Origin of the sequence: Kitasatospora sp. NBC_01250 (assembly GCF_036226465.1) — a bacterium.
GTDB lineage: Bacteria > Actinomycetota > Actinomycetes > Streptomycetales > Streptomycetaceae > Kitasatospora.
Genome location: NZ_CP108476.1, coordinates 6,995,762 through 7,008,463, shown reverse-complemented (window position 1 = coordinate 7,008,463; position 12,702 = coordinate 6,995,762). Strand labels below are relative to the sequence as shown.

Sequence of the window (12,702 nt, the reverse complement as noted above, 5' to 3'; positions counted from 1 at the left end):
CGGTTCGGCGTGGGAGGGCCATTGACCCGGCGGGCGGCGGACTATACCTTCCCTCTCATTGGTCTATGCCAATGCCGCTTCCCGCTGCCCGCACCCAGCACCGCCGGCGCGCGCCCTTGGCATCGCCAATTCCCCCACCGTTGCTCCTGCTTGAGGCATCCCGCCGAGGAGAGTCCATGCCAGCGCTCCGCCGTTTTGCCACCCGCCCTTCCGCGATCCGCAGAGCCGCCGTCAGCGCCGCGGCCGCGGCCTGCGCCGTCGCCCTGCTGGGCGCCGCCCCCGCCGGTGCCACGGCATTCGCCCGGACGGGCAGCCAGGCAGGCGACCACCACCGCGGCGGCGACCAGAAGGCACTGACCGGCTACTTCACCCAGTGGGGCATCTACTCCGGCTTCTTCGAGAAGAACCTGATCACCAGCGGCGACATCAAGCACCTCACCGAGCTGGACTACGCGTTCAGCACCGTCTCGCCGGACGGCCAGTGCGCCAGCGCCGACACCTGGGCCGACTACCAGCGCCCCTTCACCGCCGACGAGTCGGTGAACGGCCAGGCCGACCAGCCCGACCAGGCGCTGAAGGGCAACCTCAACCAGCTGCGCGAACTCAAGGCCGCCTACCCGAAGCTGAAGATCGTGATGTCGATCGGCGGCTGGTCCTGGTCGGGCCAGTTCTCCCAGCTGGCCGCCACCGCGGCCGGCCGGCAGAAGTTCGTCTCCTCCTGCGTCGACCAGTACCTCAAGGGCGACATCCCGGGCCTGCCGGCGGGCGCCGCGGCCGGCATCTTCGACGGCTTCGCGGTCGACTGGGAGTACCCGGGCGAGCCCGGCAACGGCAACCCGTACGGCCCGCAGGACACCCCCGACTACACCGCGCTGATGACGGAGTTCCGCCACCAGCTGTCCGGGCTGAGCCGGCAGGCCGGCGCCGGGCACTACCTGCTCACCGCGAACACCTCCGCCAACCCCGCCTTCGCCGCCAAGCTGGAGCTGCGCAAGGTGGCCAAGGTGGTCGACTGGTTCAACGTGATGACCTTCGACTACCACGGCAGCTGGGAGAACACCGGCCCGACCGACTTCTCCTCCGCCCTCCACCAGGACCCGGCGGACCCGAACCCGGCGAACAACCGGTTCACCGTGGACCAGGCGGTGAAGTACTACGAGAGCCAGGGCGTGCGAGCGGGCCAGATCGGCCTGGCGATCCCCTACTACGCCCACGAGTGGACCGGCGTCGCCCCGGGCCCCAACGGCGACGGCCTGTTCCAGCCCGCCACGGCGGGGGTGGCCACGACGCCGGACTACAACCAGGTGCTCACCGCCCCGGGGCAGACCTACTGGGACCCGGCGGCGGACGAGCCCTACAAGTACGACCCGGCCACCGGCACCTTCGCCAGCTACGACGACCCGGCCTCGGTCCGGATCAAGGGCCAGTACATCCGCCAGCAGGGGCTGCGCGGCACCTTCGTCTGGTCGCTGGACGGCGACACCGCGGACGGCAGCCTGACCGCCGCCCTCGGCGAGAGCCTCAACGGCCACTGACCCCCGGGGCCGTTCGGGGGCGCCCCCGAGCGGCGAGCGCGGACCACGGCATCATCGTGGTCCGCGCTCGCCGTTTCACCCCTCACAGAAGAAGCGTGCGCGCCGCACGCAGATGCGCTACAGTTCAGGAGAAGCGTGCGCAGCGCACGCAAAACCCCTGACTCCCCGGAGCTCGCCATGACCCGCACCGACATCACCAGCGCCCTGACCGACCTGCTCTTCAACCCGGAGCTGCCCCTGGACGAGGCCGCCGACCGCCACTTCGCCCCCGAGTACCGCCAGCGCACCGACGGCAGCTGGGCCGACCGCACCGAGTTCCTGGAGCACATCGCCCACCTGCGCGCCGTGGTCGCCTCCGGCTCGGTCGACGTGTACGAGGAGCTGGCCAACGGCCATCTCTACGCCGACCGGCACGCCGTCACCGTCACCAAGAAGGACGGCTCCACGGTCCGCATGGAGGTCTACCTCTTCGGCGAGTTCGCGCCCGACGGCCGGTTCGTCCGGATCGAGGAGACCACGCTGCTGCTGTCCGGCGGCGAGGCCGACCGGAACCTCGGCAGCGCCCGGGCCTGAGGTCCCGCGCAGCGCCCGGCCGGCGGAGGCCGGCCACCCCGGCCGGGCGTTGATTTTCAGACTATTGACACGGATTCTCACAAGTCAGTGACTAGCCGGTAACTTGGGCCTATCCTCACGGCCATGGACCTCGTACACGAGCGCCGGGGCGACGGCCCGCCCCTGCTTCTGCTGCACGGCATCGGACACCGCTGGCAGGGCTGGAAGCCCGTGCTCGACCTGCTCGCCGCCGAACGCGAGGTGATCGCCGTCGACCTGCCCGGCTTCGGCGCCTCGCCCACCCTGCCCGCCGGGATGCCCTACTCCATCGACAGCGCCATCACGGTACTGGGCGACTTCCTGAACTCGATCGGTGTCGAACGCCCGCACGTGGCCGGGAACTCGCTGGGCGGCCTGTTCGCCCTGCACGCCGCCCGGCACTCGCTGGCCTCCTCGGTCACCGCGCTCTCCCCCGCCGGCTTCTACCGAAGGCCCGGCTTCCTCTACGCGGCCGGCATGCTCAGCCTGCACCGCTTCGCCGCCCGCACCCCCGAGTCGGTCCGCGCCTCGCTGGCCCAGCGCCCCCAGGCCCGCAAGCTGATGTTCGGCGTGATCTACGGCCGCCCCGAACGGCTCGACCCCGACGAACTGATGCTGGACACCCGGGCGATGCTGGAGGCCCGCGGCTTCCACCAGACCCTGCGCGCCGGGCTCGGCGAGCACGTCGCGCGCTTCCCCGTGGGCATCCCCGCCGACATCCCGCTCACCATCGCCTGGGGCACCGAGGACCGGCTGCTGCTGAACGGCCAGGGCCGCCGGGCCCGCCAACTCCTGCCCGCCGCACGGTTCATCCCGCTGCCCGGCTGCGGCCACGTGCCGATGGGCGACAACCCCGCCCTGGTGGCCCGGGTGATCCTGGAGGGCAGCAGCTCGCCCCTGCTCACCGGCTGACCGTGCCGGACCGAGCCGGGTCTCCCCGAGCACGCGACCGATCGCCCTCGCAAGCGGGTTCGTCCTCGGGGACGTCCGGATCGAGAACGGCCGGCGGGACGGTCGCCCGCCCCGCCGGCCCGGACCACAGCCTGGATCCCTAACAGATCCGCGGCAGTTGCTCACCGAGCGGCAGGTCGACCACCCGGGTGCCGCCGAGTGCGGTGCGGGCCACCACCATGCCCGGGTGCTCGGCCACGCACTCACCGATCACCGCCGCCCGCGCGCCCAGCGGGTGGGCCCGCATCGCGGCCAGCACGGCCTCGGCGTGCTCGCGCGGCACGAAGGCCACCAGCTTGCCCTCGTTGGCCACGTACATCGGGTCCAGCCCGAGGATCGCGCAGGCGTTGGCGACCTCGGGCGGCACCGGGATCGAGCGCTCGGTCAGCACCACGCCGACTCCCGCCGCCGCCGCGATCTCGTTCAGCGCGGCGGCCACCCCGCCCCGGGTGGGGTCGCGCAGCACGTGCAGGTCCGGGGTGACGGCGAGCATCGCGGTCACCAGGCCGCCCAGCGCGGCACAGTCGCTGCTGATCCCGACGCCGAACTCCAGCCCCTCCCGGACGCTCATGATCGCCACGCCGTGCAGCCCGATCTCGCCGCTGACGATCACCACGTCACCCGGCACCGCGCGCTGCGGGTGCAGGTCGACGCCCGGTGGGATCAGGCCGATGCCGGCGGTGTTGAGGTAGATGCCGTCGCCGTGCCCGGCCTCCACCACCTTGGTGTCGCCGGTGACCACCGCGACCCCGGCCGCCCGGGCGGCCGCCCCCATCGCCTGCGCCACCCGGCCCACCAGGGCCATCTCGACGCCCTCCTCCAGGATCACCCCGCAGGAGAGGTAGGCCGCGCTCGCCCCGCTCATGGCCAGGTCGTTGACGGTCCCGTTGACCGCCAGGTCGCCGATGCTGCCGCCGGGGAAGAAGAGCGGTCGCACCACGAACGAGTCGGTGGAGAACGCGAGTCGGGCCCCGCCCAGGGTGAGCTCGGCCGAGTCGCGCAGTGCGGCCTGGGCACCGCCGAAGGCCGGGGCGAAGATGTTCTCCACCAGTTCGGCCGACATCGCCCCACCGCCGCCGTGCCCCATCACCACCCTCGGGTGGTCGCGCAGCGGCAGCGGGCAGGTCCAGCCGGCGAAGTCGGGCGCGGCCAGGGTCCGGGTCTCAGCCAACGGGGCTCGCCTCCAGCGCGGTCGGAGGCACAGCCCCAGCCGCGGTCGCAGCGGCGGTCGCAGTCGCAGCGGCCGGCGCGCCCAGCCGCCGGTAGAGGTAGTACGCGGCGCAGGCGCCCTCGGTGGAGACCATGGTGGCGCCCAGCGGATTGCGCGGCGTGCAGACGGTGCCGAACGCCTCGCACTGGTGCGGCTTGATCAGACCCTGCAACACCTCGCCGCTGCGGCAGAGTTCGGACTCGCGGGTGGTGATCCCGGTGACGTCGAACCGGTGCTCGGCGTCGAACTCGCGGTAGCGCTCGCTCAGCCGCCAGCCGCTGCCCGGGATCACCCCGATGCCGCGCCAGGCGCGGTCGGCGACCTCGAAGACGTCCTGGAGCATCGCGCGGGCCGCCGGGTTGCCCTCGGGCCGCACCGCGCGCTGGTAGGCGTTCTCCACGGTGTGCTCGCCGCGCTCCAACTGCCGTACCGTGCGCCGGATCCCCTCCAGGATGTCGAGCGGTTCGAAACCGGTCACCACGATCGGCACCTTGTGCCGCTCGGCCAGCTGCGGGTACTCCTCGGTGCCCATCACGCTGCACACGTGGCCCGCGGCCAGGAAGCCCTGCACCCGGCAGTCCGGCGAGGTCATGATCGCCTCGATGGCGGGTGGCACCAGCACGTGCGAGACCAGCATGCTGAAGTTGGTGATGCCCTGCTTGCGGGCCTGGTGCACCGTCATCGCGTTGGGCGGCGCGGTGGTCTCGAAGCCGATGCCGAAGAAGACCACCTCGCGGTGCGGGTTCTCCCGGGCGATCCGCAGCGCGTCCAGCGGCGAGTACACCACCCGCACGTCGCCGCCCTCGCCGCGGACCCGGAACAGGTCGCGGTCGGTGCCCGGCACCCGCAGCATGTCGCCGAAGGAGCAGAAGATCACCTCCGGCCGGCCGGCGATCTCCAGCGCCTTGTCGATCACCTCCAGCGGGGTGACGCAGACCGGGCAGCCCGGTCCGTGGATCAGCTCCACCTCGTCCGGCAGCAGCTGGTCGATGCCGTGGCGGATGATGCTGTGCGTCTGGCCGCCGCAGACCTCCATCACCGCCCAGGGCCTGGTCACCGTCGCCCTGATGTCCTCCAGCAGGACGCGGGCCAGCTCAGGGTCCTGGAACTCCTCCAGATACTTCACCGCTGCACCTCCGCACTCGCCCCGGCAGCCGCCGCTGCCTCCCAGGGATCACCGAACTCCTCCTGCAGCAGGCCGATTTCGGCGAAGAGCTCCAGCGTGCGGCAGGCCGACTCCTCGTCCAGGCGCTGCAACGCGAACCCGACGTGCACGATGGCGTACTCGCCGACCTGCAGGTCGGGCAGGTACTCCAGGCAGACGTCCTTCACCACACCGCCGAAGTCCACCACGGCCATCCTCGCGCCGTCGCGTTCCTCGATCTCCAGCACTCTGCCGGGCACCGCAAGACACATGGGACCATCTCCTCTCAACCGGCGGCTCGCGCCGCAATGATCAGCTGGCCGAGCGCCAACCCGCCGTCGTTCGGCGGCACCCGGTGGTGCCGCAGCACCGTGAAACCGTCCTCGCGCAGGCCGCGCGCGCAGGCCGAGGAGAGCACGGCGTTGGCGAACACCCCGCCGCTCAGCGCCACCTGGTCCGCTCCGTGCCGCTCACGGGCCGCCGCGCAGAGCGCACGGACCAGCGCGGCCACGCCGGCGTGGAAGCGCGCGGCGATCAGCCCGGCCGACGCGCCGGCCCGCAGGTCGGCCAGCACGGCGGCCAGCACCGGAGCCGGCTCGGCCACCAGCAGCAGGTCCGAGGCGTCGTCGCCCGCGCGCAGACCGAAGGCGTACGGCTGCGCCGGGCCGTGCGCTACCGCCGCCGCCTCCAGCTCCAGCGCCGCCTGCGCCTCGTAGCCGGCCCGCTGGCAGACGCCCGCCAGCGCGGCCACCGCATCGAAGAGCCGCCCCATACTGGAGGTCGGCAGGCAGTTCAGTGAGCGCGCCAACTGCTGTTCCAGCACGCGGCGTTCCTCCTCGGAACAGGCCCGCACACAGGGCAGGTCCGCCTCCCACGGCAGTCCCGCGGCGTGCAGCTGGGCCAGCGCCGACCGGTACGGACGGGCCACCGCCGCATCGCCGCCCGGCAGCGGCACGTACCCCAGGTGCGCCAGCCGCCGGAATCCGTCGTAGTCGGCCAGCAGCACCTCGCCGCCCCAGATCGCGCCGTCCTCGCCGTAGCCGGTCCCGTCGAAGGCGACGCCGATCACCGGCTCGTTGCCGGTGAGCCCGTGCTCGGCCATCACCGCCGCGACATGGGCGTGGTGGTGCTGCACCCGCACCAACGGCCGCCCGCGCGCGGCGCGCCCGGCCTGCCGGACCGAGCGGTAGCCCGGATGCCGGTCGGCGGCCAGCAGCTCGGGCACGACCCCGGTGACGGCCGTCAGGTGGGCGACGGCGCGGTCGAAGGCCCGCAGGGTGGCCAGGTCGTCCATGTCGCCGATGTGGGCGGAGAGCCAGGCCGACTCGCCCCGGGCCAGCGCGAAGGTGTTCTTCAGATCGCCGCCGACCGCGAGCACCGGCCGCACCGGCACCGGCAGTTGCACCGGCAGCGGGGCCCAGCCGCGCGAGCGGCGCAGCGGCAGCACCTCGCCGTCCACCACCCGCAGCACCGAGTCGTCGCAGGGCACCTGGATCGGCCGGTCGTGCATCACCCAGCCGTCCACCAGCGGGGCCAGCTTGGCGCGGGCCTCCGCGTCGTCGGTGACGATCGGCTCCCCGGCCAGGTTGGCGCTGGTCAGCACGAGCAGTGCGGGGCCCGGCGGGTCGCCGGGCAGCCCGAGCAGCAGGTGGTGCAGCGGGGCGTAGGGCAGCATCACGCCCAGGTCGGCCGAGCGCGGTGCGACGGCCTCGGCGAGCGCGCCCGCCCCGGGCCGGCGGCGCAGCAGCACGATCGGGCGCTGCGGCCCGGTGAGCAACTCCCGCTCCGCCGCGTCGAGTCCGACCAGGGGGTCGAGCTCGGCCAGGGAGCGGGCCAGCACCGCGAACGGCTTGTCGCCGCGGTTCTTGCGCCGCCGCAACCGGGCCACGGCCTCGGCGTCGGCCGCGTCGCAGGCCAGGTGGTAGCCGCCGATGCCCTTGACCGCCAGGATCGCCCCGGCGGCCAGCAGGTCGCGGGCCCGCTGCACCACGCCGGGCCCGCGGTGCAGCGCCCGCCCCGGCCGGACCAGGGCCAGCTGCGGCCCGCAGTCGTGGCAGGAGATCGGCTGGGCGTGGAAGCGCCGGTTCCCGGGGTCGGTGTACTCGGCGGCGCAGCGCGGGCACATCGGGAAGCCGGCCATCGTGGTGGCGGCCCGGTCGTAGGGCAGCCCGGTGATGATGGTGAAGCGCGGGCCGCAGTTGGTGCAGGTGATGAACGGGTGGCGGTGGCGGCGGTCGGCCGGGTCGGCGAGTTCGGCCAGGCAGTCCGCGCAGGTCGCGGTGTCCGGCGGGATCAGCGTGCGGACCCCGCCGGTGGCCTGGGAGGGCACGATGGCGAAGCCGGTGCCACCGGTGACCGCGATGCTCTCCTGCGCCACCGCGGCCACCTCGGCCAGCGGCGGGGCATCCGCCCCGATCCGGTGGCAGAACGCCTCCAGCGCCGCCGGCAGCCCCTCCACCTCGGCGAGCACGCCCTCGCCGGTGTTGGTCACCTGTCCGCTGAGGCCCAACTCGGTGGCCAGCCCGTAGACGAACGGCCGGAACCCCACCCCCTGCACGATCCCCCGCACCAGGACCCGCCGCCGCTCGGCCTGCCTCGTGTCCGTCAAGAGTGGTCCGCCAAGGGCGCGCCGTGCGCGTGTCCGGCCGGGCGGCCCATCACCGGGCGGTGCACCGGCTCACCCGCCAGCACCGCCAGCGCCCGGTCCAGCAGCGTGCCCACTCCCTGCCCGGTCCGTGCGGAGGTGAGCACCACCTCGACCCCGGGGTTGACCCGCCGGACGTTGGCCAGGAAAGCAGCCTCGTCGAAGCCGACGGCCGCCGCCAGGTCGGTCTTGGTGACCAGCACCAGGTGGGCGAGCCCGAAGGCCGTCGGGTACTTGAGCGGCTTGTCCTCGCCCTCGGTGACCGAGGCGAGTGCCACCCGCAGCGACTCGCCGAGGTCGTAGGAGGCCGGGCAGACCAGGTTGCCGACGTTCTCCACGAAGAGCAGCCGGGTGGCCTGCGGCAACCAGCCGTCCAGGTGGCCGCGGAGCATCACCGCCTCCAGGTGGCAGAGCCCGTCGGTCAGCACCTGCTTGACCGGCACGCCCGAACGGCCCAGCCGCAGCGCGTCGTTCTCGGTGGCGAGGTCCGCGGTGAGCGCCGCGACCGGCACGCCCCGCTCCCGGGCCAGCCCCAGTTCGCGCTCCAGCAGCTCGGTCTTGCCGCTGCCGGGACTGGAGAGCAGATTGACCGCGATCGTGCCGCGGGCGGCCAGTGCGGTGCGCAACTCCTGGGCGCTGTCGTCGTTCCGGGCGAGGACCGCCTGCTGCAGGTCAACCGTACGGCACATCGGGTTCAGCCTTCCTGGTCGGCTCGGGCGAGCACCGGGTCCGCGGCCCAGCGCACCTGAAGGATCTGCAACTCCCGCCCGGCCAGCAGCTCGGTGCGGGCGCCCCCGCACCCCGGACAAGCCAGGTCGGGCGGCATGCCCACCGCCCATTCACGCCCGCAGTCGACGCAGCGGGCCCGGGCCGCGACCGGCTCGACGGTCAGCGTCGAACCCGCCAGCACGGTGTCGGCGCAGGCGAGTTCGTAGCAGAAGTCGAGCGCCTGCGGCACCACGCCGGCCAGTTCGCCGACCTGGAGCAGGACCTCCTCGACGGCCTGCGCACCGTGCTCGGCGGCCGCCTGCTCCACCTGCTCGATGACGGCCAGCGCGATGGACATCTCGTGCATCGACCCTCTCCCCCGTTGTCCGGCAAGGCGGTTGGCTTGATGGCCCGGGAAACGGACCGGCGCGGTGGCCGGACGGCGGGCGGCTCCATTACAGAGCGCGGTGGCGGCAGCGGCTCGAAGCCGCGCCGCCACCGCGCCCGGGAGGTACGCCATTCGCAGCAGTACCGGCAGGCGAGAGGGTGTCTCACATGCGCAGCATCCGCAGATAGCGCTTGAGGTCGGGCAGGTTCTGCCAGACCAGCGTGCCGAGCGCGGCCAGCAGGGCACCGCGGAGCAGGACTTTCAGCATGGATGACGCCTCTCTCTTCGCTTCTCTCTTCGCTCTTCTCAACTCTTCACCGGCCGGCCGGTGCCCGGTCGGCCGCGGCCGGTGCCAGCAGGTCCCGGACCACCGTCACCGCCTCGTCCACCGCGGCCGCCACCGGCGCGCTCAGCCCGATGCCCTCCGCCAGCGAGGCGGGCTCGCAGCCGACCACCAGCACCCGCGCGGGCGGTGTGCCGCCGGTGCCGGCGCTGAGGGTGGCCAGCAGGGCGAGCACCGCGTCCGGCCCCATCCGGTGGCCGTCCAGCAGCGCGGGCCCGGCCTGCTCCACCGGCTGCTCGCCGGCCTCGATCAGGTAGACCGTGCCCGGCGCCCCGCCCCGTGAGGTGGCGTCCAGCAGCACCAGCATCCGGTAGCCGTCCAGGAGTTGGTAGGCGAGGTGGACCCCGCGCACCCCGAAGTCGACCAGCTCGACCCCGGCGGGCAGCGGGTGCTCCCCCAGCCGGCGCACGGCCTCGACACCGAAGCCGTCGTCACCGAGGAAGATGTTGCCCACCCCCGCGACCAGCACCCGGTCCGCAGATCCTGACTGATGCTCCGTCATTTCTCCTCCAGCGGGGCGACCTCGTCCGGCTGGAAGTACCGGAACCGCCCCTGGGCCCGCCACAGGTCGGCCCCCGGGTCACCGTCGACGGTCACCGCGAGGTGCACCGAGCCGTCCACGTCGTGCAGCACCGCCTCCACCAGCGCGGTGCGCCCGTGCAGGAACAGGTCCTGCGCATCGGTGCGCCGCCGCCCCGGCTTGAGCAGCACCCGGCTGCCCGCACCCACCGAGCGGCCGTCCACCACCACCCGGTCCCGGTCCGGATCGACCTCCCGGTCGTTGCCCGGGTCCCACCACGGCTGGTCCTGGTCGGCCGCGGCAGCGGTGGGCCCGGTGACCTCGCGCAGCGCGCGCACCGCGCCGTGCAGCCGCTCCAGCACCTCGGCGGGCATCGAGTCGGCCAGGTCGATCACCGCGCCGGCCCGCTCGTCGGTGCCGCGCGCCTCGCGCTTCTCCCGGTCGGTGAGCGCGGCCGTGCGCAGCGCGAGGATCTCGTCGATCTCGGTGGCGTCGTAGAGCACGCCCGGGCTCTCGGGGGCCACCTGCGGATGGTCCTCCAGGATGATCGGCGAGGAGAGCACCACGTCCTCGCGCCCCGCGCCGCCGACCAGCACCGGCCAGGTGTGCTCGTTGCGGCACTCGGCCACCGCCGCCCGGGCCCACTGCGGCGGATCGGTGGCGGACAGGAAGGCGCCGTGGTCCAGGCCGAGCAGCAGGTGCGCGGAGACCAGCGAGTACGGCAGCGCCTCCTCGCGCCGCCCGCCCGCCGGCGGCAGCCACTCGCAGGTGTTCGCCACCTCCGCGGTCAGCCGCAGCGCCCGGTAGGGCCCCGGGATCTCCTGGGTGCGCAACCGCAGGACGCCGTCGAGTTGTTCGCGCCGGCGCAGCAGCCGCCCGACGGGGGCCGAGTCCGGCGCGCCTCCGTCGTGCAGCAGCTCCTGCTCCTCCCCGGCCGCCAGCCGGAACGGGTGCAGCACGCCCTCCCCGGCCAACTGCTCGACCGGCACCAGCAGTTCGATCCGCTCTTCGACCCCCTCGTGCCAGGGCTGGAGCACCCGGTCGGCCAGCTCCAGCTCCTGGACGGTCTCGAACCGGCCGTCGGGCAGGGCGCGTTGCACGGTGCGCTGCTGGGCCCGCAGGAACCGCAGCTGGACCGCGAGCTGCGCCCCGCGCTTGGGCTCCATCACGCACTCGGTGCGCTGGCCGCTGTGCTCGGCACTGTCCTGCCCGTAGCCGGGCGGCACCAGGACGCCGAACTGCCAGCGCAGCCGGTTCTTGGCCGCCGAGGCCCGGTAGGGGTAGAGCACGTAGCCCTCGAAGAGAACCGCGTCGGCGATCTGCCGGGCCACCGCGAACCGTGCGTCGACCTCCGCCGGCAGCGTGGTCACAGCGCCACCTCCTCGATCAGGTCCGGTGCCACCGCCGGTGCCAGGCTCAGCAGTTCGCGCACGGTGGCCTCCCAGGACGGCAACGCCCGCCGGGAGCGGTAGGCGAGCAGCTCGTCGATCAGGTCGCCGGGCAGCCGCAGCCAGCCGCACCCCGGGAAGTGCTGCTCGATCGCCTCCTGCCAGACCCGCACCGGCATCCGCACCACCGCCTCCTTGTCCCAGGGCACCGGAGAGACCTGGAACCCGCCGGGTCCGGCGAAGGCGGTGCCGGAGAAGAGCAGCAGCAGCGGCACCTCGCCGCTCGCAAGGGCCCGCAGGTAGCGGCCGGCGGCCACCTCCAGGTCGTAGCTGCACGGCACCACCAGGTCCGTCTCGGTCTCGCCCTCGAAGCCGGGGACCATCAGCGAGACCTGGGCGAACTGGATCGGATTGAGCGTCTCGCCCCAGCGCGAGCGCTCGCCGAACAGGTCGGCGAGCTTCTCGCCCTCGGCCTCGCCGTAGGGGCGGCGGGCCGGTTCGATGCGCAACTGGCAGCGCAGCGCGAGCGCGTGCACCCGCACGCCCGGGGCCGCGGTGATCCGCAGGCGGAACACCAGCGTCGGCACGGCCGCATACGCATCGGCGCGAACCCCGGCGCACGAGAAGGCGAGTTCGGTCATGACAGGACCTCCGCCGGTGCCGTCGCCGTGCGTTCGGCCAGCCGGGCGAAGAAGCCGTCCAGCTCGGCCCGGGCCTGCGAGCCGCCGTCGAAGCCGTGCCAGCACAGCCGCAGCCGCCCCACCAGCTCGTAGCAGACGTCGATCGGGACCAGGTAGCAGTGGATCCCCTCCGCCGTGCGGCGCAGCAGCAGCGCCTCGGTGTCCGGGACCAGCTCGGCGGCCAGCCGGCTGCCGTCGAGCAGCGCCTGCGAGGCGGCCTCGTCGAGTTCGCTCTCGGCGGCGCCGGCCGGGCTCGGATAGAGGGTGACCAGCCGGTCCAGCGCGGTGTCCTTGAACAGGAAGGCGCAGCTGACCGGGATCCGCAGCGCCTGCCAGTCCTGCTCGGTCAACCGGTGCTCCGAGTCGGCGAGGTAGCGCTCCGACAGGCCCCGGTAGCGACCCTCGGCGGCGCCCGGCTGGCGCAGCAGCAGCGCGCAGGCCGTGCAGACGCAGACCAGCGAGCGCTCGTCGCGGTCGGCCAGGTGCCGGTGCTCGCCGGGCAGCCGCACGTCGCAGAACTCGCACCGCTCGGGCTGCGGGGGCGCCGGTTCACGCAGCCGGCGCAGCAGCGCGGTGCCGGGGCCCACGAGCTGACGCATG

The 12,702-nt window shown here is 73.6% G+C and carries 14 protein-coding genes; 3 read left to right on the top strand and 11 right to left on the bottom strand.

The window, feature by feature from the left end; genetic code table 11:
• Nucleotides 1-176 precede the first annotated feature (176 nt).
• From OG500_RS29755 to OG500_RS29745, 3 genes are all read left to right on the top strand, one after another.
• On the top strand, nt 177-1,535 hold the full coding sequence (locus OG500_RS29755) for a glycoside hydrolase family 18 protein (protein ID WP_329584537.1): 1,359 nt from the start codon (nt 177-179) through the stop codon (nt 1,533-1,535).
• Between the two features lie 177 nt (nt 1,536-1,712).
• Nucleotides 1,713-2,108: a nuclear transport factor 2 family protein gene (locus OG500_RS29750; protein WP_327069929.1), complete on the top strand. Its 396-nt coding sequence runs from the start codon at nt 1,713-1,715 to the stop codon at nt 2,106-2,108.
• Between the two features lie 123 nt (nt 2,109-2,231).
• Entirely contained in the window at nt 2,232-3,038 is an 807-nt protein-coding gene (locus OG500_RS29745; RefSeq protein WP_329584534.1) for an alpha/beta fold hydrolase, read from the top strand.
• Nucleotides 3,039-3,177: 139 nt separating this feature from the next.
• Here OG500_RS29745 and hypE read toward each other — a convergent pair whose 3' ends face one another.
• The 11 genes from hypE to OG500_RS29695 form a co-directional block, all read right to left on the bottom strand.
• On the bottom strand, nt 3,178-4,164 hold the full coding sequence (gene hypE / locus OG500_RS29740; RefSeq protein ID WP_442907153.1) for a hydrogenase expression/formation protein HypE: 987 nt from the start codon (nt 4,162-4,164) through the stop codon (nt 3,178-3,180).
• 76 nt (nt 4,165-4,240) lie between these two features.
• Nucleotides 4,241-5,413 (bottom strand): hydrogenase formation protein HypD, encoded by a 1,173-nt coding sequence (gene hypD, locus OG500_RS29735; protein WP_327069926.1) that lies wholly within the window; start codon nt 5,411-5,413, stop codon nt 4,241-4,243.
• The gene (locus OG500_RS29730) at nt 5,410-5,703 is read right to left on the bottom strand and encodes a HypC/HybG/HupF family hydrogenase formation chaperone (RefSeq protein ID WP_327069925.1); all 294 of its coding nucleotides are present in this window, start codon (nt 5,701-5,703) and stop codon (nt 5,410-5,412) included. The genes hypD and OG500_RS29730 overlap by 4 nt, the downstream gene beginning before the upstream one ends.
• 14 nt (nt 5,704-5,717) lie before the next feature.
• The gene (gene hypF / locus OG500_RS29725) at nt 5,718-8,039 is read right to left on the bottom strand and encodes a carbamoyltransferase HypF (protein WP_327069924.1); all 2,322 of its coding nucleotides are present in this window, start codon (nt 8,037-8,039) and stop codon (nt 5,718-5,720) included.
• Nucleotides 8,036-8,764 carry a hydrogenase nickel incorporation protein HypB gene (gene hypB / locus OG500_RS29720; RefSeq protein ID WP_327069923.1) on the bottom strand — a complete coding sequence of 243 codons (729 nt, stop codon included), beginning with the start codon at nt 8,762-8,764 and terminating at the stop codon, nt 8,036-8,038. Before hypB ends, hypF begins: the two co-directional genes overlap by 4 nt.
• 5 nt (nt 8,765-8,769) lie before the next feature.
• On the bottom strand, nt 8,770-9,150 hold the full coding sequence (gene hypA, locus OG500_RS29715; RefSeq protein WP_327069922.1) for a hydrogenase maturation nickel metallochaperone HypA: 381 nt from the start codon (nt 9,148-9,150) through the stop codon (nt 8,770-8,772).
• A gap of 184 nt (nt 9,151-9,334) precedes the next feature.
• Complete coding sequence (locus tag OG500_RS38265) at nt 9,335-9,439, bottom strand: DUF6893 family small protein (RefSeq protein ID WP_442789252.1); 105 nt, start codon at nt 9,437-9,439, stop codon at nt 9,335-9,337.
• 46 nt (nt 9,440-9,485) lie between these two features.
• Nucleotides 9,486-10,016, bottom strand: coding sequence for a hydrogenase maturation protease (locus OG500_RS29710; RefSeq protein WP_327069921.1), 531 nt, complete (start codon nt 10,014-10,016; stop codon nt 9,486-9,488).
• The gene (locus OG500_RS29705) at nt 10,013-11,404 is read right to left on the bottom strand and encodes a hypothetical protein (protein WP_327069920.1); all 1,392 of its coding nucleotides are present in this window, start codon (nt 11,402-11,404) and stop codon (nt 10,013-10,015) included. Before OG500_RS29705 ends, OG500_RS29710 begins: the two co-directional genes overlap by 4 nt.
• Complete coding sequence (locus OG500_RS29700; protein WP_327069919.1) at nt 11,401-12,063, bottom strand: DUF6084 family protein; 663 nt, start codon at nt 12,061-12,063, stop codon at nt 11,401-11,403. The genes OG500_RS29705 and OG500_RS29700 overlap by 4 nt, the downstream gene beginning before the upstream one ends.
• Nucleotides 12,060-12,701, bottom strand: coding sequence for a DUF5947 family protein (locus tag OG500_RS29695; RefSeq protein WP_327069918.1), 642 nt, complete (start codon nt 12,699-12,701; stop codon nt 12,060-12,062). The genes OG500_RS29700 and OG500_RS29695 overlap by 4 nt, the downstream gene beginning before the upstream one ends.
• Between the last annotated feature and the right edge of the window lies 1 nt (nt 12,702).

What these genes read in the sequence shown, in the direction of transcription:
- hypE (WP_442907153.1), bottom strand. Translation starts at nt 4,164, where the DNA reads ATGGGGCACGGCGGCGGTGGGGCGATGTCGGCCGAACTGGTGGAGAAC.
- OG500_RS29700 (WP_327069919.1), bottom strand. Translation starts at nt 12,063, where the DNA reads ATGACCGAACTCGCCTTCTCGTGCGCCGGGGTTCGCGCCGATGCGTAT.
- OG500_RS29745 (WP_329584534.1), top strand. Translation starts at nt 2,232, where the DNA reads ATGGACCTCGTACACGAGCGCCGGGGCGACGGCCCGCCCCTGCTTCTG.
- OG500_RS29730 (WP_327069925.1), bottom strand. Translation starts at nt 5,703, where the DNA reads ATGTGTCTTGCGGTGCCCGGCAGAGTGCTGGAGATCGAGGAACGCGAC.
- OG500_RS29710 (WP_327069921.1), bottom strand. Translation starts at nt 10,016, where the DNA reads ATGACGGAGCATCAGTCAGGATCTGCGGACCGGGTGCTGGTCGCGGGG.
- OG500_RS38265 (WP_442789252.1), bottom strand. Translation starts at nt 9,439, where the DNA reads ATGCTGAAAGTCCTGCTCCGCGGTGCCCTGCTGGCCGCGCTCGGCACG.
- OG500_RS29695 (WP_327069918.1), bottom strand. Translation starts at nt 12,701, where the DNA reads ATGCGTCAGCTCGTGGGCCCCGGCACCGCGCTGCTGCGCCGGCTGCGT.
- hypB (WP_327069923.1), bottom strand. Translation starts at nt 8,764, where the DNA reads ATGTGCCGTACGGTTGACCTGCAGCAGGCGGTCCTCGCCCGGAACGAC.
- OG500_RS29750 (WP_327069929.1), top strand. Translation starts at nt 1,713, where the DNA reads ATGACCCGCACCGACATCACCAGCGCCCTGACCGACCTGCTCTTCAAC.
- hypA (WP_327069922.1), bottom strand. Translation starts at nt 9,150, where the DNA reads ATGCACGAGATGTCCATCGCGCTGGCCGTCATCGAGCAGGTGGAGCAG.
- OG500_RS29755 (WP_329584537.1), top strand. Translation starts at nt 177, where the DNA reads ATGCCAGCGCTCCGCCGTTTTGCCACCCGCCCTTCCGCGATCCGCAGA.